The sequence below is a fragment of the Mesorhizobium sp. B264B1B genome (assembly GCF_020165765.1).
Classification (GTDB): Bacteria; Pseudomonadota; Alphaproteobacteria; order Rhizobiales; family Rhizobiaceae; genus Mesorhizobium.
Genome location: NZ_JAIUIS010000003.1, coordinates 254,924 through 278,120 on the forward strand (window position 1 = coordinate 254,924; position 23,197 = coordinate 278,120).

Annotated in this window: 21 protein-coding genes; 8 read left to right on the top strand and 13 right to left on the bottom strand. The window is 63.8% G+C overall.

Annotated elements, in window-relative coordinates; genetic code table 11:
- Nucleotides 1-351 precede the first annotated feature (351 nt).
- The 7 genes from LB547_RS07850 to LB547_RS07880 all read right to left on the bottom strand — a co-directional run bounded on the left by LB547_RS07850 (nt 352) and on the right by LB547_RS07880 (nt 8,774).
- A complete protein-coding gene (locus LB547_RS07850) occupies nt 352-1,476 on the bottom strand; it encodes a DUF2333 family protein (protein ID WP_140516950.1) in 1,125 nt (374 codons plus the stop codon).
- 103 nt (nt 1,477-1,579) lie between these two features.
- Nucleotides 1,580-2,878 (bottom strand): DUF6638 family protein, encoded by a 1,299-nt coding sequence (locus LB547_RS07855; protein ID WP_140516948.1) that lies wholly within the window; start codon nt 2,876-2,878, stop codon nt 1,580-1,582.
- Between the two features lie 42 nt (nt 2,879-2,920).
- Entirely contained in the window at nt 2,921-4,831 is a 1,911-nt protein-coding gene (locus LB547_RS07860; protein ID WP_140760108.1) for an AAA family ATPase, read from the bottom strand.
- Between the two features lie 24 nt (nt 4,832-4,855).
- Nucleotides 4,856-6,001, bottom strand: a complete 1,146-nt coding sequence (locus LB547_RS07865; RefSeq protein ID WP_140760123.1) for a hypothetical protein — start codon at nt 5,999-6,001, stop codon at nt 4,856-4,858.
- A gap of 220 nt (nt 6,002-6,221) precedes the next feature.
- Nucleotides 6,222-7,310: a hypothetical protein gene (locus LB547_RS07870; RefSeq protein ID WP_140496064.1), complete on the bottom strand. Its 1,089-nt coding sequence runs from the start codon at nt 7,308-7,310 to the stop codon at nt 6,222-6,224.
- A 326-nt stretch (nt 7,311-7,636) separates the two neighbouring features.
- Complete coding sequence (locus LB547_RS07875) at nt 7,637-8,026, bottom strand: c-type cytochrome (protein WP_140496063.1); 390 nt, start codon at nt 8,024-8,026, stop codon at nt 7,637-7,639.
- Nucleotides 8,027-8,162: 136 nt separating this feature from the next.
- The gene (locus LB547_RS07880; RefSeq protein ID WP_140516940.1) at nt 8,163-8,774 is read right to left on the bottom strand and encodes a thymidine kinase; all 612 of its coding nucleotides are present in this window, start codon (nt 8,772-8,774) and stop codon (nt 8,163-8,165) included.
- A 75-nt stretch (nt 8,775-8,849) separates the two neighbouring features.
- Here LB547_RS07880 and LB547_RS32300 point away from each other — a divergent pair, with 75 nt between their 5' ends.
- From LB547_RS32300 to choV, 4 genes are all read left to right on the top strand, one after another.
- On the top strand, nt 8,850-8,975 hold the full coding sequence (locus LB547_RS32300; protein WP_263483040.1) for a hypothetical protein: 126 nt from the start codon (nt 8,850-8,852) through the stop codon (nt 8,973-8,975).
- A 37-nt stretch (nt 8,976-9,012) separates the two neighbouring features.
- On the top strand, nt 9,013-9,948 hold the full coding sequence (locus LB547_RS07885) for a choline ABC transporter substrate-binding protein (RefSeq protein ID WP_140496061.1): 936 nt from the start codon (nt 9,013-9,015) through the stop codon (nt 9,946-9,948).
- Between the two features lie 139 nt (nt 9,949-10,087).
- On the top strand, nt 10,088-10,942 hold the full coding sequence (gene choW / locus LB547_RS07890) for a choline ABC transporter permease subunit (protein WP_140567114.1): 855 nt from the start codon (nt 10,088-10,090) through the stop codon (nt 10,940-10,942).
- Nucleotides 10,939-12,120: a choline ABC transporter ATP-binding protein gene (gene choV / locus LB547_RS07895; protein WP_140631799.1), complete on the top strand. Its 1,182-nt coding sequence runs from the start codon at nt 10,939-10,941 to the stop codon at nt 12,118-12,120. Before choW ends, choV begins: the two co-directional genes overlap by 4 nt.
- Before the next feature lie 15 nt (nt 12,121-12,135).
- Here the strand turns inward: choV and LB547_RS07900 are convergent, their stop codons facing one another.
- Together LB547_RS07900 and LB547_RS07905 are read right to left on the bottom strand one after the other, a co-directional pair.
- Nucleotides 12,136-13,545, bottom strand: a complete 1,410-nt coding sequence (locus tag LB547_RS07900; RefSeq protein WP_140496058.1) for an ATP-binding protein — start codon at nt 13,543-13,545, stop codon at nt 12,136-12,138.
- Nucleotides 13,542-14,258 carry a response regulator gene (locus LB547_RS07905; protein WP_140561408.1) on the bottom strand — a complete coding sequence of 239 codons (717 nt, stop codon included), beginning with the start codon at nt 14,256-14,258 and terminating at the stop codon, nt 13,542-13,544. The genes LB547_RS07900 and LB547_RS07905 overlap by 4 nt, the downstream gene beginning before the upstream one ends.
- A gap of 280 nt (nt 14,259-14,538) precedes the next feature.
- On the opposite strand from LB547_RS07905, the gene LB547_RS07910 reads away from it, so the two are divergent.
- From LB547_RS07910 to clpS, 4 genes are all read left to right on the top strand, one after another.
- Nucleotides 14,539-14,841, top strand: a complete 303-nt coding sequence (locus LB547_RS07910) for a hypothetical protein (RefSeq protein WP_140556114.1) — start codon at nt 14,539-14,541, stop codon at nt 14,839-14,841.
- 38 nt (nt 14,842-14,879) lie between these two features.
- A complete protein-coding gene (locus tag LB547_RS07915; RefSeq protein ID WP_140496055.1) occupies nt 14,880-15,113 on the top strand; it encodes a hypothetical protein in 234 nt (77 codons plus the stop codon).
- Nucleotides 15,114-15,324: 211 nt separating this feature from the next.
- A complete protein-coding gene (locus LB547_RS07920) occupies nt 15,325-15,648 on the top strand; it encodes a hypothetical protein (RefSeq protein ID WP_140496054.1) in 324 nt (107 codons plus the stop codon).
- 100 nt (nt 15,649-15,748) lie between these two features.
- Nucleotides 15,749-16,054, top strand: a complete 306-nt coding sequence (gene clpS / locus LB547_RS07925) for an ATP-dependent Clp protease adapter ClpS (RefSeq protein WP_140496053.1) — start codon at nt 15,749-15,751, stop codon at nt 16,052-16,054.
- A 46-nt stretch (nt 16,055-16,100) separates the two neighbouring features.
- Here clpS and LB547_RS07930 read toward each other — a convergent pair whose 3' ends face one another.
- From LB547_RS07930 to LB547_RS07945, 4 genes are all read right to left on the bottom strand, one after another.
- On the bottom strand, nt 16,101-18,179 hold the full coding sequence (locus LB547_RS07930) for a hypothetical protein (RefSeq protein WP_140760137.1): 2,079 nt from the start codon (nt 18,177-18,179) through the stop codon (nt 16,101-16,103).
- A gap of 63 nt (nt 18,180-18,242) precedes the next feature.
- On the bottom strand, nt 18,243-21,065 hold the full coding sequence (locus tag LB547_RS07935) for a DUF4159 domain-containing protein (protein WP_140631801.1): 2,823 nt from the start codon (nt 21,063-21,065) through the stop codon (nt 18,243-18,245).
- Nucleotides 21,062-22,075 (bottom strand): DUF58 domain-containing protein, encoded by a 1,014-nt coding sequence (locus LB547_RS07940; RefSeq protein WP_140760149.1) that lies wholly within the window; start codon nt 22,073-22,075, stop codon nt 21,062-21,064. The genes LB547_RS07935 and LB547_RS07940 overlap by 4 nt, the downstream gene beginning before the upstream one ends.
- Nucleotides 22,075-23,079 carry an AAA family ATPase gene (locus LB547_RS07945; protein ID WP_140496049.1) on the bottom strand — a complete coding sequence of 335 codons (1,005 nt, stop codon included), beginning with the start codon at nt 23,077-23,079 and terminating at the stop codon, nt 22,075-22,077. Before LB547_RS07945 ends, LB547_RS07940 begins: the two co-directional genes overlap by 1 nt.
- Between the last annotated feature and the right edge of the window lie 118 nt (nt 23,080-23,197).

Sequence of the window (23,197 nt, forward strand, 5' to 3'; positions counted from 1 at the left end):
ATCACTGGTGCATGTTCGATACGCCGCGCGGGCAAGGGCATGTTCTAGCCCTCTCGCTGCCGTGGCGTCAACTTTCATGCAACTATGTTTCCTATGAAGAAAATTCCTCTGCGGCGGGCCGACCTGCCTCCGGTTCTTTCTGGCTCCGCTTGCCGCGCCGTATAGAAGCCAGAGCGGGGACGCGTCCGCCGTCTCAAAACAGCCGCGCAATGCACGGAATGCGACAGACACGGCGGCGCAAATCCGCCATCGCCGGCCTAAAGCGCATCGCGCTTCAGGCATTTGTTTCCATGCATATCGTTCTTCCCAGGCCGGACCACTTTTGGGTGACATGCATTGGGCCGACCGGCCCTACTGCGTCAGCACGTTGCTGATTTCGACCATGTTGGAACGCACCCTGAGCACATAGAAACCCATGGTCGTCAGATGCGTGGGCAGCAGCCAGCCGTCCTCGCGGCCATTGGCGATGATGAAGGGCTGGATGCGCAGCGCCGAGACGAACTGCGCGTCCATCGTATCCCACAGGCTCTGCAGGTGCTTTTCCTTGATGACGTCCTCGAAGTCGGCCTGCGCGCCCTTCATCAGTCCGTAATAGGCGTAGAGCTGGCCATAGGCGAACCAGTAGCGGTCGTCGGCGCGGAAATCGAACCAGCCATTGTTATGGTTTTCGGCACGTTCCTTGAGGATGGCCGAGGTCGAGCCGATATCGCTGGCGATACGGTCGATATATTGCTTCAGATTGTCGGCACGGGCATCAAAGGTGGCCTGGCAGGTGGCGAGGCGGGCGTTGAAGGAGCGCAGCTTGCGCACGGCGTCGCGATAATAGCTCGGGGTCGGCGTCTTCGGGCCGAACGGGCTTACACCGAAATACCAGGTGTACTCGTCGAACTGCAGATTGCCGCGCGCATCCTGCAGGTCGGCGTCGATCTGCGATGTCGTGCGCACACGGCCGAGATTGTCGGCGAGCTCGGTCGCGGTGCGGCGCACCGCCTGGTTGATGCCGCGCTGGAACGAGGCCTTGTTGTCCATCCACGGCGTGTTGTCCCAGCTGATGCCGAACAGGCCGAGCTTGTAGAGGATCATCGACGAGATCCAGGCATTCTGGTTAACGTTGAAGTCGGTCAAATCGGCGGCAATCTGGGCGATGCCGGAGTTGCCACAGGTCCTGGCAGTGTCGGCACCGGCACCGGCTGCTACCTGTTCGCCCGCCGAGATGTTGCGCTTCTCGAACGTGTAGGTGTCGGGATAGCTCGGATTGAAATTATTCCACCACTGGGTGGCGTAGAAGAAATTGGCGTAGAGGCCGAGCAGCACCAACAGGGCGAGGCCGAGCACGGCCTTGAGGATCCAACCGCGCTGCGCATACCAGCGGCCGGCCCACATGAACGGCCACAAGATGACGCCGATCAGGAGGCCGATGCCGCGGCCGATCCATTGGAAAATCCTGACGAAGAAGTTCACGATCGGATCGAGCATGGCTGTGTCACCCCTCAAGGCATAATGTCAAAAAGTTGCGGACTTTTGGATAACATCATGCGCCAAAACAACAAGTTAGAACGAAATGACGGCCGGTTTCGTTCTAGTCAGTCAGGCCGTAGAGGCGCGTGCGGAACGCCACCTTGTCCTTCAGATATGTGGTTTTCAGAACGTCCACAACATGCGATCGCCAGGCGTCGCTGAAGCCCTCATAGTCCTTGTAGAAGCCCTGCTTGTTGAAGACGTAGCGCGAGACGAAGTCCGACGGCACGAAATCCGAGATCAGCCGGTTGGTCAGCCAGGCGTCGGGATGGTCGGGCTTGGCGCGGACCACCAGGAAGCGCTGCTGCGGGAACACATCCTCGATCTTGAGATGGCCGAGCTGGGCAATCTCGCGCTTGGCGGCGTTGAGGAAGGGGAAATTGCCGTCCCTGGTGATCAGGTCGGCATGGCCCTGGATCCAGGTCTGCAGCCAGACCTTGTCGACGTCGGTCAGATTGCGATCCGGCTCGGCGTCGCGGATCAGCGCGCGCACCACCATCTCGGCGCGGTGCTCGAGATAGCCCGAGGCTTCGATCCAGGAGGCGCGCGGCAGTTCGATGCGGCCGGTGGCGGCGAGGAACTTGAACACCTTGTCGGCGTCCTTGATCGAGAGATAGCTTACCTGCCACGGCCGCGAGCGGCGGAAACCGGGGGCCGCCGGATCGCTGATGACGGTCGTCATGTCGGGGTCGACGAACACGTAAAGCCCGCCAAAATGACTGGTCCAGTAGGCGTTGTGGCGGAAGATTACCTGGTCGGGCACCAGCGCGTTCTCGCGGATATCGCCGCAGATCTTGGCCAGTTCCACCATGCGGGTGAGCATGGCGTTGTCGCGCCAGGCGTCAGGCTCCTGTTTCAGGCGGTCGACGAGCTTGCCGAGCTCCGCGGCCTTGCCCAGCACATCTTCGGCCGACAGCACCTTGAACTCGACTTGGTTGATCGACAGCAGATCCTCGATATCGTTGACCTTGGGAATGGAATCCTCGATCTCGCCGTAGATGACATCCTTGATGGTCAGCGCGTCGATGGCGCGCTGATTCCTGGACATGAACTCGAACATCAGCTGCGAGGTGTTGGAGAAGGCGGTGTGCACCACCGGCAGGTCGATCTGCGACGGCGTCAGGATGATGAAGCGGCGGTTGACCTCATTGGGATCGAGGTAGCCGTAGTCGCCGCATTCCTCCGCCACTTCCGGCGAAAAACCGGTGCGGTCGATCTGGAAGCTCTTCAGCTTGGTGGGCTCGAGGCCAAAGGCGGCAAGCGCCTTGTTGTAGCGCTCGATGAGATGCGGCTCGTCGACGACGAGCAGCCGGCCGTAAATGAGCTCGTTGTCGCGCAGGAGATCGGGTTTGCGGGCCATTATTCCTTCTCCCACAAGGGGAGAAGGAAAGGCCGGAGCGCATCACGCATTCCACAGCCCCTTTTTCTTCATCTCCTCCATCTCACGCGCTGCCCGTTCGCGCAGCCGCGCGTCACGCAGTAGCTTTTCCACGGCGGAGTCGTCGGACTTGTCGGAGTAGCGGAACTCGCTGTCGGCGTAGCGGTTGATCTCCTGCATGACCATGTCCATCGAGAACGGGCCGCGCAGTTGCTCGATCATCACTTTCTTCTCGTCATAGCTCTTGTGCATGAAAACCTCTGGTTTTTCGAACCAGTCGTCGGGAAGCTCGATGTCCATGGCGCGCATCTTGATGGCGTCGGTGACGTTCTTGATGGCGCGGCCGGTGAAGCGCGGCTCGGCCTGCTTGATCAGGTGCAGATAGGTGCCGATGTCGGCCATGGTCTTGGGCGCGCCATTCTCCTTCATGTAGCGCTCATGGACCCGGATCAGCCCGTCCTCCTGCGGCTTCTCGTGCTCCTCATAGGCTTCGGCCACGGCGCGCTGGATCTCCTGCGCGGCGTAGAGTTCGTGGTCGCCGAGCGGGATCTTGTGGTTCTTGCCGGCGAGCAGCACGAAAATGTCGATGTAATCGTCACGCGTCTGCGGCCCGTCGACCAGCCAGCGGGCGCCGGCGCGCTGGCGCAGCGCATCGTCGACATTTTCGGGATAGTTGGAGAACATGCCGAACGAGCAGTTGCCGCGCACCACTGTGGCGGCACCGGCGAAGGCGTCCATCAGCACGCCGGTGATCTCCTGCTGGCCGGCCGAGGCGCGGTCGTCGGAACGGCGCGCCGCCACCTGGTCGACGTCGTCGATGGTGCCGAAACCGATGACGCGCGGGTTCAACACATTGTTGATGAACTGGCGGCAGTTCTGGCCGGACTTGCCCTGATAGGACGAGATCTGGTCGACGCCGAAATTCTCGTAGGCGAAGGGATAACCGGCGACCTGGCAGTAACCATTGACGAGACCGGCAATCATCTGGATCAGGGTCGTCTTGCCGGTGCCCGGCGCGCCGTCGCCGATGAAGGTGAACAGGAAGCCGCCGAGCTCGACGAACGGGTTCAGCTCGCGCTCGAAATCATAGGCCATCAGCATCTTTGCGAGCTTGACCGACTGATATTTGGCGATGTGGTTGCCGACGACCTCTTCCGGCTTCTTGAAGGTCATCACCAGCGGCTTGGAACGCTTGCCCGGCGCGACGTCGAAGCCGTCGAGCGTGAAATCGTCGGCATCGATGCGGATATGCGCGTTCTCGAATGGGCCGATGCCGTCGAAGCGGCCTTTTCGCGCCAGGAGGCCGTCGATGGCGACACGGGCGAAGGCGCGCGCCCTGGTCATCAGGTCGGCATCGTCGGATGCGCCCGAAATCGCCTTGTCGAGACCGGCCAGGATCGACTTCACCGCGTCCTGCGGCGTGTCGAAGAGGAAATCCGGCTCGGGAATGTCGTTGGGCGCCTCGCCGTCGCTGTCGATGAGCTGGAACAGATAGGAGGACAGGCTGAAGGCGGCAATGTAAGCCGAGGCCGACAGAAGCTTCTTGAACGTGGCGGCCTCGTCGCCTTCGAGGGGAGCGCGGGTGTTCCTGGCCTGCAGGCTTTCGAGATCCGAGCCTTCGGCGAAAACATCCGATATGGCGAGCGCGAGCGCCGTGCCGCGCCGGGCGCGAAACAAAAGTGTGTGCTGCGGGATGGTCAGCAACTGGTCGTCGGGGTGAACGGCGCCGACGGTCTTCGCCAGCTCGACCTCGCGCGTGCGGCGCACCGAACCGACAGAGACGGTGGAGACGAAGCGGCGATTGGTGCCGGCAAGCGCGGTGCCGGAGGAGCTAGACGGGTCTTCCAGCACGACGATGCGGGTGATGAAGCTCTGCGCGGTGGCGCGGTGCTCCTCGATCGCCGCTTCCGGGATGGTGGTCAGGCCGGTATCCATGAAGGTTGCTCCGTGGTGTGACGGTCAGACGTCCGAGATGACCTGTCCGTTGGACAGGATATGGACCTTGTAGCCGGAAAAGATCTTCTGCGCCTCGCCGGCGGCATAGAGCGCCTGGTAGGCCTCGTGCGGGATCAATGCGTGCTTTTCGTAGCTCGACACGCCCTGGCGCGCGGCCTCGAGGTCGTCGGTGTTGATGAAGAACTCCTGCGTCGTCTTCTCGCTCGAAAACAGCCCCTTGCGGCCGGGCTTCTCGCCCTTGGAATAGACCTCCTGGATGGTCCAGGTCAGCAGCCAGGCGTTCTCCGGCTTGCGCACCTTGGCCAGAACCTCGGTCACCGTAGAATTGTTGTCGGTGATCCCGGCCGAATAGAAGGGGCCGAGCACGACGCGCCGAAGCTGCTTGGGGTGCAGCGGCTCGAAGTCCTTGTCGAGATTGACGGCGATCGTTGCCGGCGACAGCGTATAGGCCGAGTTCTTCTCGGTGAAATCGTCGAAGCGATGGGCAAGCTCGGGATTGAGCAGGCCATCGACTGGCAATGGAATGTCGATCTGGTCGTTGAGCTTGCCATTGCGGTCGACGAGCTGGCGGATCATGTCTTCGGAGGAATCTTCCACCGTCACCATGTAGACCAGCGGCAGGTTGGCGCTGCCGTCGAAGGTCGCCCAATGGACCAGGTAGTAGGGCCGCGCCGTCTTCGGATTGACGGAAACCTTGGCCGTCTGCGCCAGGGTGAAGGGGCCGAAGGTCTGCTCGCTCTTGACGTCCTCGAGATAAAGCCTCTCGGCCATCGACTTCTGCAGCGCTTGGGGGAATTCCTTGTGGCGCAGGATGAAGTCGGCCATCTCCTCGCGCAATTCGTCGGCCAGTGGGATGTTGGCGAGCCGCGTGTCAGCCTGGCGGCGGTCGTTTTCGAGCTCGAGCAGGTTCTGGAACACCGGGAATCCGCTTTCGGCGCGCGAAATGCGGAACGTGTCCATGAAGCCCAGCCGGTTGCGCCAGCAGGAGAACGACTTGTCGAGCCGGGCGATGTATTCGGCGACGATCTTGGCGACGATGCCGTGCCGGTAGAGCGGCGAGCGATCGTCGCGCATGAACACTTCCAGCCCGCTGAGCGCTGCCGTGATTGCCGAGAAATACCGCGCCGCCGCGTCGTTTTCGGAGATCATGCTACTAGCCTCAAGTCGGTGCCAAGCACCCCCCTCTGTCCTGCCGGACATCTCCCCCTCAAGGGGGGAGATTGGCTGTTGCTTCGTCTCGCATTTTTTTTCGGTGTTGAAGATTGGCGAAAGCCGATGTCACAAGCGATCTCCCCCCTTGAGGGGGAGATGTCCGGCAGGACAGAGGGGGGCGTGACGGAACGCGACATTGGCGAGTGCAGCAATGCAATTACGACTGCACGTAATTGGCCGAATTGTGCTTCTTCAGCACTTCGTCGAAACGGCGGGCGAAGGCGTCGTCGGCCAGTTTCTTGCGGCGCTGGATATCGGCGGTGGCAACCATGTTCTTCTCATGCATCTCGAGCAGGTCGCCAATGTGCTTCTGCGAGGCGGCGCCAATGCCGGCCATGGTCTCCTCGGCGGTATTGTCGACCTGGCTGCCCAGCGTGTTGATCTTGTGGGCGACGTCCTGCTGGGCCGCGGTCTTCAGCGAATCCTCCAGCGCCTTGTAGAGGACGATGCGCTGCTCGGTGTCGATGGTCAGCTTGTTGATCAGGGTCGACTGTGCTGCGATCTGGTTGTTGAGCGAATCGACGAAGGTCTGGAACATCGAGGTGTAGCGCTCCAGCGTCTGGCTCTCGGCCAGCAATTCCTGTTCCTTGGCCTGCTTCTCATTGTATTCCGTGGCGAGCTTGGAACGTTCGCCCTCGAGCTGCGTGCGTTCCTTCTGGCTGGTGGAGGCCGCGATCTTGTTTTCGATGTCGAGCAGCATCGGATTGAGCTCCTCGATGCGCTTCTGCACGGTTTCCAGGTTGGACATGGTGGCCTTGCGGCGCTCGATAACCTGCGACAGGCTGGTCTCGGAGGTCTTGTAGCGCTGGTCGAGGACTTCTTTCTGCGCCTTCAATATGCCGACGATGGTGTCGGACTTGGCCAGCAATTCCTGCAGGTTGCCCGCCAGTGACATGTTGCGGACGCGGTCGGTGCGCAGACGCTGCTTGCGTTGGCTGGAGAAGATGCCGATGAAGTTTTCCCAGCCGGTGTAGTTCTTCATGCTCTCGAACTCGGCGCCGAAGACGTTGGTGGCGTCCTCCAGCCCGATGATCAGGTCGGCAATATTGCCTTCCATCACCTTCTGCTGCTTCAGCACGTCTTCGATGCGGGCGTTCTCGATATCGAAATTGGCGTCGCCGATCTTCTTGTCGGCGGTGGCAAGTTTGTCGAGCACGGCGCCGGACTGGTCTATCTTGGTGCGCATGTCCTGGACGACCTGCTTGGTCCTGGCAATTTCGGCATCGAAATTCTGCAATGTCGCCATAAGGGCCTCCCGCTCCGGCATCAGGTCGCTGATTGCGAACAGCGGCGAATATATGTGGGGCTTCAGGGGATTGAAAGACGTGAAGACAGGGGCGCTTCGAAAACAAAAACCTTGCCCACGCCCTTGAAACGCAATCGATCCGCGATCATGGCGAAAGGATCGTTTGGAATACGCGTGGTTCAACTGTCATTGAACTTCAACGTCGGCGGATGTCGGCCAGGCATTCAGTCCCCCGCTGCCACGAATGCCTGAAATCCGACGGAGCATCGAGCGCGGTGAGGACGGTGGCAGCTCGGCGTCCATCGCGGGGACGGAATAATCCTGGCTCAGGGCTTGGGATCGGCCTTCAGATAAGCGATGACATTGGCGATGTCCTCGTCGTTGTTCAGGCCGGCAAAGGCCATCTTGTTACCGGGCACTTTTTGCCGCGGCGCCTTCAGATACTCGGCGAGGTTGGCCTCGTCCCAGACGAGACCGGCGGCGCCTGCACTCTTCATCGCTTCGGAGTAATGGCCGAGGAAGCTCTCGGCACTGCCGGCGGCGCGGCCGACGACACCCATCAGATGCGGGCCGACCTTGTCGCGGTCGCTCGCTGCTTCATGGCAGGCCATGCATCGGTTGAAGACCCTCTTGCCCAGTGCCGGATCGCCGCCGGCATGGGCGGCAAGGACGCCGGCAAGCAGAAAGGCTGCGGCAGACGAAGCGGCTCGAAACATGGCTATCCCCGACGAGTTCTGGCTGGAACGAGAGGACGCAGAATAGGACCGGGGCCTTAACAAACGCTGCATCGTGGCGGGATCGCGAAAGCCGATCGATGGCGGCAAGTGTGGCGGCCGTGATGCCACAGCCCGGTCAAGGCGCGACAAAGCCGATGAAATCGTCGGGGGCGGCGCGACCCATTTCTTCTTCCCAGTGGCGACGGCAGAGCGAGACATAGACGTCCTTGCCGATCGCCACCTGTTCGCCCTGCCGAGCGACCTTGCCGTCGGGGCCGAGGCGCACCACCATCGTCGCCTTGCGGCCGCAGCGGCAGATGGTGCGCACTTCGCGCAGCTCATCGGCTATGGCCAGCAACGCGCGCGAGCCGGAAAACAGCTTGCCCTGGAAATCCGTGCGCAGGCCATAGCACATGACCGGAATGTCGAGCCGGTCGGCGATCCGGGCGAGCTGCCAGACCTGCTCCTCCTCGAGGAACTGCGCCTCGTCGACGAAGACGCAATGCACGGCACCGTGCTGATGATGTTCGGCGACGCGGGCGAACAGGTCGTCGCCGTCACGAAACATCTCGGCTTCCGTTTCCAGTCCGATGCGTGACGAAATCAGGCCGGTGTCGCCCTTGCGGTAGTGGCCGGCGACGAACAGCATCGTCGTCATGCCGCGCTCGCGGTAATTGTACGACGCCTGCAGGAGCATCGTCGTCTTGCCCGCATTCATCGTCGCGTAGTGGAAATACAGTTTGGCCATGGCGCCCTTTTAAGCCCACTTGGCCGGGCCCGGGGAAGGCCCCTGGCAGGCCTTCCACCAAAAAAGCCGGCTCGCATGGAAAAAGCGGCTGACGTGTCGCTGATCGGCCAGCCAGCGCCGTTGATCGTGATTGCCTTAATGCTTGAAACCGCACGAGAATGGTGTTTGGCTGACGAAACAAGGCGGGCACAAAAACCGTGACTTCGCCTCGCCAAAGAATCGAAATGGGAGAAAGTTCATGTCGCGTATGAATTCCTTCGTCGCAGGCCTCGGCCTTGCGGCTTTCTTGTCGACGAGCGCTGCCTTCGCCGGGGATCCGGCTAGCTGCAAGGCGGTACGCCTTTCCGATGTCGGATGGACCGATATCCAGGCGACGACCGGCATCGCCTCGGTGCTGCTCACGGCGCTCGGCTACGAGCCGCAGGTAATCCAGCTGTCGGTGCCGGTGACGATGGCGTCGCTGAAGAACAAGGACCTCGATGTCTTCCTGGGCAACTGGATGCCGTCGATGACCAACGACATCAAGGACTACACGGCCGACGGTTCGGTGGAGACCATCAGCACGAACCTGACCGGCGCCGGCTACGGCATCGTCGTGCCGACCTATGTGGCGGATGCCGGCGTCAAGACACTCACCGACCTCGGCAAGTTCAAGGACAAGTTCGACGGCAAGATCTACGGCATCGAGGCCGGCAATGACGGCAACCGCATCATCCTCGACATGATCAAGAACCCGAAGGACAATCTCGAAGGCTTCGAACTGGTCGAATCCTCGGAGGCCGGCATGCTGACGCAGGCCGAGCAGTCGATGAAGAACAATGAGTGGATCGCCTTCCTCGGCTGGACGCCGCACCCGGTGATGGGCGCCATGAAGATCACCTATCTCGACGGCATGGGCGACAGCGGCTTCGGTGCCGCCACCGTCCACACCAATGTGCGCAAGGGCTACACCACCGAGTGCCCGAACGCCGGCAAGCTCATCGCCAACCTCAAGTTCAACCTGGACATGGAGGGCCAGTTGATGGACGCCATTCTCAAGGGTGGCGACGCCCAGACCGTCGCCACCGACTGGCTGAAGAAAAATCCGGATGCCGTGACACCCTGGATCGCCGGCGTGACCACCTTCGACGGCGGCGACGCGGCAGCGGCCATCAAGACCGCACTGGGAAGCTGAGCCGACTGACTTCGGCATGCGCGCGTGAGAACAAAAGGGCAGCCACTGGAAAAGGCTGCCCTTTTTCATATGCTGTGAGAAGATGACGTGACGACAGCGGACACCGCGGCAAAGCGATGCCGGTAGGAGAGGGGGCAAGATGGATCCGATTTCCAAATTCCTGGTCAGCTACAAGATTCCCATCGGCCCATGGGGCAAGGCGTTCTTCGGGTTTCTCACCGACAATTTCGACACCGTCTTCAGGGCCTTTTCCAACGGCCTGAACTTCATTCTCGACAGCCTGGTCGACCTCCTGCTGGTCGTGCCGCCGGTGCTGCTGGCGCTCATCATCGCCATCATCGCCTGGTTGCTGCAGCGTTCGCGCCCGCTCGCCATCGGCGTCTTCCTCGGCCTGATCTTCATCATCAACCAGAACCTGTGGAAGCAGACGGTGCAGACGCTGGTGCTGGTCGTGGCCGCCGCCGCCATGGCGATGGCCATCGGCGTGCCGCTCGGCATCTGGGCGGCGCACAAGCCGAAGGTCTACCGCTTCATGCTGCCGGTGCTCGACCTGATGCAGACGCTGCCGACCTTCGTCTACCTGATCCCGGTGCTGACTCTGTTCGGCCTTGGCAACGCGCCCGGCCTCATCGTCACCATCATCTTCGTCATCCCGACCGCGGTCCGGCTCACGCATCTCGGCGTCGTCTCCGTGCCCAAATCGATCATCGAGGCCGGCGAGGCGTTCGGCGCCACCAGGAGCCAGCTGCTGTGGAAGGTCGAACTGCCCTCGGCGCTGCCCACCATCATGGCGGGCCTGACCCAGTCGATCATGCTGTCGCTGTCGATGGTGGTGTTCGCAGCGCTGATCGGCGCCGGCGGGCTCGGCACCGAGATCAACCGCGCGCTCGGTTCGCGCCGCATCGATCTCGGCCTCGAGGCCGGGCTCGCCATTGTCGTGCTCGCCATCGTGCTCGACCGCATGACCCGCATTGGCGTTGGAGGCAAGAAATGACCGTCGCCGTCGATTTCAGGAACGTCGATATCGTCTTCGGCGCCGACCAGGCGGGTTCGCTGGCGCTCATCGACAAGGGCGCGACGCGCGCCGAGATCCTCGAGCAGACCGGCAATGTGCTCGGTTGTGCCGGCGCCAGCCTTACCGTGCATGAGGGCGAGATTTCCGTCCTCATGGGTCTGTCCGGCTCGGGCAAGTCGACACTGCTGAGAGCGGTCAATCGCCTGAACGTCGTCTCGCGCGGCCAGGTTCTGGTCAAGGATGGCGACCGCACCGTCGATGTCGTCACCTGCGACGAGGCTACCTTGCGGCGCCTGCGGCAGAAGCAGGTTGCGATGGTGTTCCAGCAGTTCGGCCTGCTGCCGTGGCGGACGGTGGAAGAGAATGTCGGGCTTGGCCTCGAACTTGCCGGCGTGCCGGATGCCGAGCGCAAGGAGCGCGTCCACAGGCAGCTCAAGCTGGTCAATCTCGAGCAGTGGTCGAAGAAATACGCGCATGAGCTTTCGGGTGGCATGCAGCAGCGCGTCGGGTTGGCGCGCGCCTTCGCCACCGAGGCGCCGATCCTTCTGATGGACGAGCCGTTCTCGGCGCTCGACCCGCTGATCCGCACCAAGCTGCAAGACGAGTTGCTGCAGCTGCAGGCCGAACTGAAGAAGACCATCATCTTCGTCAGCCACGACCTGGAGGAAGCGCTGAAGATCGGCAGCCACATCACAATCATGGAGGGCGGACGCATCGTGCAGACCGGCGCGGCGGAGGACATCGTGCTCAAGCCCGCCAACGATTATGTCCGCGACTTCATCGCCAATGTGAATCCGCTGTCGGTGCTGACCGCCTGGAACGTGATGCGCGATCGCCGCGATCTCGAACAGGGCAAGGACGGCTGGGTGTGGCTCGACCGGCGCAAGACGACGCGCTTCAAGATCGACGACCATGGCCTTGTGGCGGCGGCTGAGCGTGACGGCAAGCCGGCGGTATGGGTGTCCTGCGCCGACGTCGAAGGCCAGCCCGAGGAAGCGGCCCAGGTGTTCTGGGCCAATCCCGGAACGTCGCTGAAGACCGTGATGCTGGCCATGCACCGGTCGCAGACTGCGCCCGTGGCGCTGTTCGATGACCAGTCGCGCTTCGTCGGCGCGATCGGCATCAGGGACGTGCTGAGCGCGGTGCTGCGGCGGTAATCCCTCAGTCGCGTCTCAAGTCGCCAGCGGCAGGCGCAGCTCCGTCAGCAGGCCGCCGTCCGGATGGTTGGACAGGCGGATCTCGCCGCCGGCGGCACGCGCGATGTTGCGGGCGATGGTGAGGCCGAGGCCGAGGCCGCCGGTCTGGCGGTTGCGGGACTGTTCCAGGCGCACGAAAGATCCGAACACGGCGTCGATCTGGGCTTGCGGAATACCCGGCCCCTCGTCGCGTATGGCCAGCGTGATCATGTCGCCCGACCGGTACAGGCTGAGATGCGCCTTCTTGCCGTAGGTGACTGCATTTTGCACAAGATTGGTGACGCAGCGCTTGAGCGCGACCGGTCGCGCCATGCAGATCAGGCCGCGCGAGCGCGTATCATCATTGTCGAAGGAGACCTCGGCGTAGCCGTCGGCGATCGATTCCACCAGCGACCAAAAGTCAATGCGCTCGCTCTTTTCCTCGTTCACCTCGAAAGTGGCGAAGTCGATGACCGAACTGGCGATGCTCTCGACATCGGCGAGATCGTGCGCCAGCGCCTCGCGAACCGCCGACTTGCGCAACAGTTCCAGGCGCAGCCGCATCCTGGTCATCGGCGTGCGCAGGTCGTGCGCCAGCGCGGCGGCCAGGTGCTCACGGTCCTCGACATATTCACGCAATCTCGCCTGCATGGCGTTGATCGCCTTGGCGGCGGCACGCACCTCGCGGCTGCCGCTTTCGGCGATCGGCGGGCTCTTGAGGTCATTGCCGATCCGGTTCACGGCGGTTTCCATCATCCGGTAGGGCGCGGTCAGCCGGCGCAGCGACCAGATCGACATGATCACCACCAGCCCCGCTATCAGCGAATAGAGCGGCAGGCTGTCGAAGCTCAGGATCGGGCCGACCGGCGTGATCGGCTCGGTGAAGTTCAGCCATTGGCCGTCGGCGAAGCGCAGCGAGGCGGTCAGCTTGTCACTCTGGGCGAAATTCGCCGCCAGCACCAGGAGATCGCGTTCCACCTGGCCGACGTCCCTGTTCATGACCTCGCCACCGGGGCTGTCGGATTCCTGCGTCGCCGGATCGCGCCGGACGCGCGCGTCGGTGACGCCGAACTTCGACAGCCGTCCAACGAGAATGTCTTCCAGCTCGGCGAGTTCATCGTCGCCGGCGATCGACGAGGTGACCGCGGGGGTGTCTGAAACCGTGAGAGCGTAGGTGGCGTTGAACAGGCCGGATGCGGTCGCCTTGCGCTCCTCGGGCGTGGCGGCATGCATCAGCTGCACCAGCGAATAGGCGCGGTCGTTGAGGCGGTAGAGATCGACCACGTCATTGGCGGCCGCGCGGTCGCGCGACACGATGTAGAGCGTCGCGACCTGACTGATCAACAGGCCGGCAATGACGATCAGCAGCACCCACACAGGCAGGGTCTGCGGCAGGAAACGTCTCATTCGGAAGTCGTTTCGGGGAGGAACTGATAACCGCCGCTGCGCACCGTCAGGATCAGCTTGGGCGTCTTGGGGTCATCTTCCATCTTGCGCCGCAGCCGGCTGACCAGGATGTCGATGCTGCGGTCGAAGGAATAATCGCTATCGCCGCCGGAGAGTTCGATGAGCTGGTCGCGGGTCAGCACGCGCTGTGCGCTCTTGACGAAGGTCTGCAACAGATTGAACTCCGCCATGGTCAGTTCGACCCTGACATCGTCGGGCGCGGTCAGCCGGCGCCGCGAACAATCCATCGTCCAGCCGGCGAAGCGGTAGATCTGCTTCGATGTGACGCGTTTGGGCTCGGGGGCACCGTTGCGCCGCAGCACGGCGCGTATGCGGGCCAGCAATTCGCGGGGGTCGAAAGGTTTGGGCACATAGTCGTCGGCGCCCATCTCGAGGCCAACCACGCGGTCTGTCGTCTCGGTGACGGCGGTCAACATGATGATCGGCGTCGAATACTGGGCCCGGATGTCACGGCACAGTTCCAGCCCGCTCCTGCCGGGCAGCATGACGTCGAGCACGATGAGATCGACCTGTGCACGGCGCAGGATCGTTTCCATCTCGGTGCCGTCGGCGGCAACCGATGTGTGCAGGCCGCGCTTCTGGAAGAACTCCTGCAGCAGGTCGCGAATGCCCTTGTCGTCGTCGACGATCAGTATGTGTGCGTCGGATTTCACGGGGATCCTGTCTTCGTTGACCTGCCAAGCCGGCAGGCGGCCACCCACACGATAGAATTCGGGCCATATGTTGGCCAGTGCCTTGGATTTCAAGGCAAGGTAAATCTGGCAATCTCCACACCGAATGCGCTGGAGGCCTCCCGCCGGGGCGCACAGACACAATCCAGAAACAAAATTCTATAATCGGGAAAAACTCCTGAAAAACTAGGCCGGCATAACGGTGCCGTGGCGGTCAGGTCATTTGGCCGCGACGCAAGTCTCCGGGTTCACGGATTAACCGATGCCAAGGTTGTCGATCAGTTTGTTGGGTGCGTTGATGGGCATTTCGCTCGTCACAGCCGCTGCTGGACAATCGGATGCAAAAGTGACGCCCACCACCCGGACCGAGCGGTGTGCCAATCTCAGCCACCAATTCGATGAAGCCCTCGAAACCCATGCCACGGCAACGCAGGTCACCGCGGCAAAGGCACTTCAGAGAAAGGGCAACCGGTACTGCGCCGCCAAGAAACAGGCACAGGGTATCCGGATGCTCGCCAACGCTTTGAAGTTGCTGGGGGTGACACCGAACGACCCGGTTCAGTGACACTCGAAACCCGACCCGCATGAAAAGGAAATGAAGCCATGAAAAAGTCCATCCTCTCCGCCACCGGTCTCGCCGTTGCTCTCGCCTTCGCCATGCCGGCTCTCGGCAACGCCGCTGCCACCACGACCGCCGCTCCGGCTGCTTCCTCGACGACCACCGCTCCGGCGACCACGACCGCCAAGCCTCCGGTGAAGAAGGTCGTTGCCAAGAAGCACAAGAAGGCGAAGAAGACTGTCAAGAAGACCGACAAGAAGGTCGCTCCGAAGGCTTAATCCAGGTCGGGCACACTGCCTGCCTTATGACAAGGCCGCTCCAGTCGCGTTTTGCTGGAGCGGCCTTCTTCCTGTCCGAAAAAGCCGAAGGCCGTGTATCGGCAGTGAAGCGAACGGACAGGTCCGAACGATGTGGCCGAAGCCGGCGCCGGCGGCTTTGTCTCGATCGGCCTTAACCCGATTGCAAGGCCGGCGCCGTAGGACAATCCGCATGAAGAGGCGGCTTTCGTCCATTCTGCGCTCGATCGTGTTCGGCAGCCTGGTCGCCACCGGCGCCGCCCGGCTTATGATCCTGTTCACCGCCAGTCCCGTGCCGGATCCGGCCAGCGGCCGCACCGAGCCGTCACTGTTCGCGCCTGTGATTTCCACCGACTGGGATTACATCACGCCCGCGCAGACCTGGCTGCTCATCGCACTTGCCAGCGTGACGCTGATCTGCGTCGTCGCCTGGCCGGTCGCATCCTGGATGGAACGCCGGTCGGATGCTGCCGGAAACTTGCCCTCCCGGAGCGGCTTCGGCCGCCAGGGCCGTTGAACCGCGGGCCGCACTTCCCACATAGCTCTGTGATTGGACGCTCGCTTTCGCCCGTGCGAAAATAGGGGCGTAGCCGAGGCTCGCGCAATTGCCGGTTCCCATGCCTGAAATCACGACAAAACCCCGTACGCAGACCCTACCCAAGACCGAGCGGCCGAAGCTCTACAAGGTCATCCTGCTCAATGACGATTTCACGCCGCGTGAATTCGTGGTGACGGTGCTGAAGGGCGAGTTCAAGCTCAGCGAAGACCAGGCGCATCGGGTGATGATCACGGCGCATCGGCGCGGCGTCTGCGTCGTCGCCGTCTTCACCAAGGACGTCGCCGAGACAAAGGCGACACGGGCCACCGACGCCGGCAAGGCCAAGGGCTATCCGCTGATGTTCACGACGGAGCCGGAAGAGTAGAGCAGGTTTCTTCCCTTCTCCCACAAGGGGAGGAGGGAAAATGCTCCTATCGTCCTTCGCGGTACCACATCGAACCCATCGCCAGCAGCAGCAGGCCGAGGCCGAGAAAGCCGCCGAACAGCGGAACGCGCGAGACCGCCTTGAGCACGCTGTCGTCGGTGGTGCGCAGGCCGATCCAGTCGGCGCCGGACGCTTCTCCCGAGGACCGTACGGGGACGATCGAGGGCAAGGTCACGTCGCCGCCTCCAAGGGTCGATCCCGCAAGCCTGCGAACGCTGCCGCCGGTGGCTTCGGCGGGAGCCTTCAGCCGGTCCTGCGTGGAAACGACGTCGGCGAATTCGGGTGCGTTGACCGGCCCGACATGGGCGAGCGCGGTAAGGTCGCCATTGCCGACCTGGTAAAGGCCGATCTCGGAGGTCTGGGCGCTGCCCAGGAAGACACCGGGTTCGGATTTCTCGAGCTTGACGGTAATGGTCTTGCCGGAGGGCGTAATGATCTGGGCCGGGCCGGGGTCGTCGGCCATGGTCTGGCGGCGGATTTCCAGCACCATGCCGCGCCCGTCGGCGGTCAGCCGTTCCTCCTCGAGCTCTGGCTCCTTCATCAGCCAGTGGGCGATGCGGCGGTAGAGCTGGACATGCGGGCCGCCGCCTTCGAAGCCGCGCGCCCACAGCCAGCCCTGGTCGGACAGAAGCATGCCGACGCGGCCTTCTCCCTTGCGGTCGAGCAGGAGCAGCGGCCGGTTGTCGGCCCCCTTCATCACCACCTCGCCTTCGGGATTCTGCACGCCTATGGTGCGGAACCAGCGGCTCCAGTGCGGCGGCTCGCTGGCAGAACCGTCGAGACCGCGCGTCACCGGATGGCGCTGGCCGATGTCGGTGAGGCGTGGGTAGAACGCCTTGTCGACGACCTCGCCGGTCGGCATCGCCGGCAGCGCCGACATCAGCGGCGTGCGCGCGATCGAGCTTTCACCGGCATATTCGGGTCCGGCCGCAATCAGCAGCGCGCCGCCTTTTTCGACATATTCGGAGATGTAGTCGTAATAGAGGATCGGCAGCACGTCGCGGTGCTGGTAGCGGTCGAAGATGATCAGGTCGAAATCCTTGATCTTCTCGACGAACAGTTCCCGCGTCGGGAAGGCGATCAGCGACAATTCGTTGATCGGCGTGCCGTCCTGCTTCTCCGGTGGCCGCAGGATGGTGAAATGGACGAGATCGACCGAGGCGTCGGATTTCAACAGATTGCGCCAGGTGCGCTCGCCCGCATGCGGCTCGCCGGAGACGAGCAGCACGCGCAGGTTCTCGCGAATGCCGTCGACCAGCGCGATGGCGCGGTTGTTGGTGTCGGTGAGCTCGCCCGGCTCGCGATCGATGGCGAGTTCGATGATGTTGCGCCCGGCGCTGGGAATGGTCACCTGCAGCGGCATGGCCTGGCCGACGGTGGCATGCTCGACCGCGACCTGCTCGCCATTGACCGAAACGCGCACATCGACCGGCCCGGTCTCGTTGCTGGTTGAAATGACGCGATAGGTCATATCGAGCGGCTTGCCGACGAGGGCGAAGCGGGGCGCGTTCTCGAAACGTATGCGGCGATCCTTCTCGTGGTCGTTGCCGGTGATCAAGGCGTGCAGCGGGGCATTGAAATCAGGCGCGCCGGCGGGTGCGTCATGCACTTCGCCATCGGTGATCATGACGGCGCCGCCGATGCGCGAGGGCGGCACGTCGCGGAAGGCGTTTTCGAGCGCGCCGAACAGCCGCGTTTCCGTGCGTTCCTCGGCGGCTTCCGACTTGCCGGCCTCGACCACGCGGACGTCGAACTGCTTGAAGCGGCCGAGGCGCTGCTCAAGCCCGGCCAGCGCCTCGTCGGTCTGTTTGGTCCGTTCACCGATGTCCTGGCTCTGGCTCCGGTCGACGATCAGGGCAACCACGCTTTGCTGCGGCTCGCGCTCCTCGTTGAGGAACACCGGATTGAAGAGAGCGGCGGCGAGCGCCAGCAATGCGACGAGGCGCAGGACCGCGCCGCGCTGGCGAAACCACAGGCCGACGGCCGCGAGCAGGGCCAGCGGCACCAGCACAAGGGCCAGCAGCGGCCAGGAGATCAGCGGTTCGAAGGAGATCGACCAGTTCATGCCTTACCCTCCCCCTTGCAGGGAGGGCCGATCCGGGGAGCGAGCGCAAGAAGGAGCGTCATCTTACTGGCCCAACCGTTCAAGCAATATGGGCACGTGCACCTGGTCGGATTTGTAGTTGCCGGTCAGCATGTACATCATGATGTTGACCCCGGCGCGCAGCGCATAGATGCGCTGCATCGGATCGTTGGGCACGGTCGGCAGCAGCGGGTCGCCATTCTCGTCGACGGCCCAGGCGCCAGCAAAATCATTGGCGGTGATCATGATCGGCGAGACGCCGTCACCGGTACGCACCGGCCGGTTTTCGGCATTGCTGGCGTCGAGCGATGCCTCGACCCAGAGCGGGCTGCCGGCGAAGCGGCCAGGGAATTCGGGCAGGATGAAGAAGGATTTGGTCAGAACATGATCCGACGGCACCGGCTCCAGCGGCGGCACGTTGAGGTTGCCGAGGATGTCGCGCAGCCGCTCGGTGGCGGGGCTGGTCGAGTCGGCGCCGATGCCGTTGGCGAACTGGTCGCGCGTGTCGAACAGCACGGTGCCGCCCTGCTGCATATAGGCATCGATACGGGCAATCGCGGCCTGGCTGGGCATGGCTGCGGCCGGATCGATCGGCCAATAGATGAGGGGAAAGAACGAAAGCTCGTCCTTGGAGATGTCGACGCCGGCCGGCGCGCCCGGCTCGAGCGCGGTCTTCTCAATGAGGAAGCGGGTCAGGCCCTCGAGCCCGGCGCGACTGATCGAATCGTCGCCGGGCACGCCGGTCAGCACATAGGCTATCCGGGTCTTGGAGATGTCCTCTATCGCGGCGGTGTCGCCAGGCTTGGCATCGTCGGCGCGCGCGGGGCCGACATGGCCGAACAGCGCGCCGAGCCCGATCAGAATGGCCGCCATGGTGGTTACGGCCGCAGCGCGGCGCGGCCTGCGCGTCAACAGGCCGCCCATCCAGAACACCGCCAGCGTATCGAGCACCATCAGCGCCAGCGCGGCGGCCACCAGCGCGCCCTTCAAATTACGCGATTCGTCAAAGGCATACTGAATTGTGGTGACCGGGACAGTGATTTGCGGGCGCGCCAGCGGCGCAAGCGTGCTTGTCGCATCGAGCAAATTGTGGGCGAAAACGCCGGCTTCCGAGCCATAGAGGCCGGGCGGGTTTTCGAAGGTCACCGGCAGTGTACCGGCGCCCGGCACCAGCGGGCGCGCATCCGGCGTCGGCGGCACCAGCATTCCGTCGGCCGCTATCATGCGGTAGGGCGCCAGCGAGGTGGCGGCGGCTTCGGCATTGGCGATGGCGGCTCCCTGGTTGCGCGACAGCTGCACGATGCGGCGCAGCATCTCGACGAAGCTGCCTGAGATCGGCAGGTTCGACCAGGTTGCTTCGGGCGTGACGTGGAACAGCACGAGCGTGCCCTTGCCCTTCTTCAGGCCGGTGACCAGAGGCGTGCCGTCGGCAAGCGCTGCCCAGGTGCGCTCGACGATATCGGGCGTCGGTTCGGCCAGCACCTGCCTGGAAACGGTCACCTCGGTCGGCGGCGCCAGATCGGCGAAGGGGCCAGCCTTGGGGAATTCGGTGACCGGCTGCGGCGTGGTCCATGACAATGCGCCGCCGAGCGAGCGTTCGCCGGTGCGCAGACGCACCGGCAGAAGGTCGTCGTCATTGCCGGCGGCGGCCAGCCGCGACCCGGCGAAACGCACCAGGGTGCCGCCCTTTTCAACCCAGTCGACGAGCCTTGGCCTGATCTGTGCGGGAATGGTGCCGATATCGGCCATGACGATCATCGCCGGCTTCTGGTCGAGGATCTGCGGAATGGCGTCGGCCAGGTCGGCGCTGGAAGGTTCGACCAGGTCGGCGAAGGGCTGCAGCGCGCGCCTGATATAGTAGAGCGGCGACAGCAGCGGCTGCGCCTGGTCGGCCTCGGCCTGCGACAGGAGTCCGACACGGCGGCGCTTGGAGCTTTCGTCCAGCACGCGCACCGCGCCCGCCTGACGCTCGCCATCGAGCGCGATCGAGGCGAAATCGTTGCGCAGCTCGAACGGCACCGCCATGGTGCCGGTGGCGGTGGATTGGCCGGGTGCGAAAGTCAGCGTCGCATCGGCGATGCGGCGGCCCTTGTCGTCGAAGGCGCCAGCGGTGACTTGCGCCGGTGCCGCATCGCCGGGCGCCCGGATGGCGGTGAGGGCAAAACCGTCGACCTCGTTCTCGGCGCCCGTCAGGCCGGTCAGCGACATCCGGTCGGCAACGGCCCACACGACGCGGGCGGCGTTTTTGGACAGGAGCGTGTTGAAGGCGGCCTCGTCGCCCTTCGCCGCCAGTCCGTCGGCCAGCACGGCGACGCTGGCGCCCGGCAGGCGCTCCAGGGCGGCGGCGACGCGGGCGTAGACCGCCGGCCGGTCGGTCGGGATCGGCCGCGGCTTTGCCGCGCGCAGGCGGTCGAGCGCCGCGGCCGCATCGAAGGGGCCGATCTCGGCATTGGGTTTTTCGGCGGTGAAGGCGATGATGACCGGCACGCCGTTCGAACCGGCGTCGGCGATCAGCCGCTCGGCGGTTGCGATGCGCTTGTTCCAGTCGGCGGCGCTTGCCCAGCCATTGTCGACGACCAGCGCCAGGGCCGCGCCCTCGGCCGGCAGTTTCTCGCGCGGATTGAAGACCGGTTCGGCAAGGGCGGCGACGATGAGCGCCGCCATCAGCAGCCTGAGCAGCGTCAGCCACCAGGGGCTCTGCTGCGGGGTTTCCTCGCGCTTCAGCACGCGCGCCAGGATCTTCAGCGGCGGAAACACCTCGGTCTGCGGCCTGGGCGGGGTCAGCCTGAGCAGCCACCAGATCACCGGCAGCGCCAAAAGACCCCACAGCAGCATGGGCGCGCCAAAGGAAAGCGGCAGCCAGCTCATGCGACGGCCTTTCCTGGCTGATCGCCACCAGCGATCATGCCGCCACGACCGCCAGCGGTCGGCCCGGGCTGATCGCCACCGGCGATCATGCCGACGTGGCCAACAGCGGTCAGCCCGGGCTGACCGCCATCGGTCATCGCCATGTGCAGGCGTACCAGGGCGTCGGAAGCCAGCCGATCGGTGTGGTTGACGGTGAAGCTCCAGCCGAGCCGTTTGCACCAGCTGGCCAGTTCCTGGCGTCGGGCGCCATAGAGCAGGCGATACTCATCGGCCAGCATCTCGGCGCGGCCGGCGGTCAGCTTCTCGCCGCTCTCCGGGTCGGTGAATTCGGTGCGGCCGGCATAGGGGAATGTCTCCTCGGCCGGGTCGGCGACCTCGATCAGATGCGCGCGCACGCCATGGCGGGCGAGCACGTCGAGCCAGGCCATGGTTTCCTCGACCGGGTCGAGGAAATCACTGGCGATGACGATGTCGCAGAAGCGGCGGATGCCGGAGAGATCGGGCTTGGCCGGCAAGTCGCCGGCATGCATGAGCTGGGCGGCGATGCGCTCGGCGCCGTTGCGGGCGGTGAACGGATCGGTAAGGCCGGGCCAGGCGATGCGCTCTCCGCTGCGCGACAGCAGCTCGGCCATGGCCAGCGCCAGCACCAGGCCGCGCGATTGCTTGGAAACGGCGGCACCGGTCGATTTGTAGAGCATGGACGGTGAGGGGTCGGCCCACAGCCACACCGTATGGGCAGCTTCCCATTCGCGGTCGCGCACATAGGTGTGGTCGTCGCGAGCCGAGCGGCGCCAGTCGATGCGCGAGGAATCGCCTTCGACATAGGGCCGGAACTGCCAGAAATTCTCGCCGATGCCGCGCTTGCGGCGGCCATGCCAGCCGGCGATCACGGTGTTGACGATGCGGCGCGCCTCGACCAGCAAGTCGGGCACGAGCGAAGCCCGCAACCGGCCGCGGGCGAGCGCGTCGCGCGTCGCTGCCGGAGCCTGGAGCTCGCCGATGCGCGCCATCAAATCCCTTTCACGAGCTTGGCCACCACATCGCGCACGCTGGTGCCTTCGGCGCGGGCGGCGAAGGTCAGCGCCATGCGGTGCTGGAGCACCGGCTCGGCCAGAGCACGCACATCGTCGACCGACGGCGCCAGCCGCCCATCATAGAGCGCGCGCGCCCTCGTGCACAGCATCAGTGCCTGGCTGGCGCGGGGACCCGGGCCCCAGGCGACATGCCTGTCGGTTTCGGCATTGCCCTGGCCGGGGCGCGCCGAGCGCACCAGGGCCAGGATTGCCTCGACCACGCTTTCAGGCACCGGCATGCGGCGGATCAGCGTCTGAATATCCCTCAGCCGCGCCGGCTGCAGCACATTCTGTGCCTTCGCGTCCTCGACCCCAGTGGTTTCCAAAAGGATGCGGCGCTCGGCCTCGAGTTCGGGATAGAGGATGTCGACCTGCATCAAAAAACGGTCGAGCTGTGCCTCGGGCAGCGGATAGGTGCCTTCCTGTTCCAGCGGGTTTTGCGTCGCGAGCACATGGAAAGGCGAGGGCAGGTCGTGGCGGGCACCGGCAATGGTGACGTGATACTCCTGCATGGCCTGCAGCAGCGCCGACTGGGTGCGCGGCGAGGCGCGGTTGATCTCGTCGGCCATCAGCAACTGCGCGAAGATCGGCCCGGAAATGAAGCGGAAGGAGCGCTTGCCGAATTCGTCCTGCTCCATCACCTCGGAGCCGAGAATGTCCGAGGGCATCAGGTCGGGGGTGAATTGGATGCGGCGCGAATCGAGGCCGAGCACGATGCCCAGCGTCTCGACCAGCTTGGTCTTGGCGAGGCCCGGCACGCCGACCAGCAGCGCGTGGCCGCCGGCCAGAAGCGCCACCAGAGCGCGTTCGACGACACTTTCCTGGCCGAAGATGATGCGACCGACCCCGTCGCGGACCCTAGAAATGTCGGCCAGCGCCTTCTCGGCCTCGGCGATCATGTCTTTTTCGCTGATCGGGCTTTCCTTGACCATCACGCTCATGCAGCATCGATCCTTGTGGTTGGAAATACCAGCTTGACGCAGAATGCCGCGATTCGGCTCCGTCTGGCGCCTGCCTTCAAATTTAAATCACAGAGTTAGGCTGACAAGCGCAACAACA

Bases quoted from the DNA above. Each gene is read 5' to 3' on its own strand.
- LB547_RS07850 (WP_140516950.1), bottom strand. From the start codon at position 1,476: ATGCTCGATCCGATCGTGAACTTCTTCGTCAGGATTTTCCAATGGATC.
- LB547_RS07855 (WP_140516948.1), bottom strand. From the start codon at position 2,878: ATGGCCCGCAAACCCGATCTCCTGCGCGACAACGAGCTCATTTACGGC.
- LB547_RS07860 (WP_140760108.1), bottom strand. From the start codon at position 4,831: ATGGATACCGGCCTGACCACCATCCCGGAAGCGGCGATCGAGGAGCAC.
- LB547_RS07865 (WP_140760123.1), bottom strand. From the start codon at position 6,001: ATGATCTCCGAAAACGACGCGGCGGCGCGGTATTTCTCGGCAATCACG.
- LB547_RS07870 (WP_140496064.1), bottom strand. From the start codon at position 7,310: ATGGCGACATTGCAGAATTTCGATGCCGAAATTGCCAGGACCAAGCAG.
- LB547_RS07875 (WP_140496063.1), bottom strand. From the start codon at position 8,026: ATGTTTCGAGCCGCTTCGTCTGCCGCAGCCTTTCTGCTTGCCGGCGTC.
- LB547_RS07880 (WP_140516940.1), bottom strand. From the start codon at position 8,774: ATGGCCAAACTGTATTTCCACTACGCGACGATGAATGCGGGCAAGACG.
- LB547_RS32300 (WP_263483040.1), top strand. From the start codon at position 8,850: ATGGAAAAAGCGGCTGACGTGTCGCTGATCGGCCAGCCAGCGCCGTTG.
- LB547_RS07885 (WP_140496061.1), top strand. From the start codon at position 9,013: ATGTCGCGTATGAATTCCTTCGTCGCAGGCCTCGGCCTTGCGGCTTTC.
- choW (WP_140567114.1), top strand. From the start codon at position 10,088: ATGGATCCGATTTCCAAATTCCTGGTCAGCTACAAGATTCCCATCGGC.
- choV (WP_140631799.1), top strand. From the start codon at position 10,939: ATGACCGTCGCCGTCGATTTCAGGAACGTCGATATCGTCTTCGGCGCC.
- LB547_RS07900 (WP_140496058.1), bottom strand. From the start codon at position 13,545: ATGAGACGTTTCCTGCCGCAGACCCTGCCTGTGTGGGTGCTGCTGATC.
- LB547_RS07910 (WP_140556114.1), top strand. From the start codon at position 14,539: ATGCCAAGGTTGTCGATCAGTTTGTTGGGTGCGTTGATGGGCATTTCG.
- LB547_RS07915 (WP_140496055.1), top strand. From the start codon at position 14,880: ATGAAAAAGTCCATCCTCTCCGCCACCGGTCTCGCCGTTGCTCTCGCC.
- LB547_RS07920 (WP_140496054.1), top strand. From the start codon at position 15,325: ATGAAGAGGCGGCTTTCGTCCATTCTGCGCTCGATCGTGTTCGGCAGC.
- clpS (WP_140496053.1), top strand. From the start codon at position 15,749: ATGCCTGAAATCACGACAAAACCCCGTACGCAGACCCTACCCAAGACC.
- LB547_RS07930 (WP_140760137.1), bottom strand. From the start codon at position 18,179: ATGAACTGGTCGATCTCCTTCGAACCGCTGATCTCCTGGCCGCTGCTG.
- LB547_RS07935 (WP_140631801.1), bottom strand. From the start codon at position 21,065: ATGAGCTGGCTGCCGCTTTCCTTTGGCGCGCCCATGCTGCTGTGGGGT.
- LB547_RS07940 (WP_140760149.1), bottom strand. From the start codon at position 22,075: ATGGCGCGCATCGGCGAGCTCCAGGCTCCGGCAGCGACGCGCGACGCG.
- LB547_RS07945 (WP_140496049.1), bottom strand. From the start codon at position 23,079: ATGAGCGTGATGGTCAAGGAAAGCCCGATCAGCGAAAAAGACATGATC.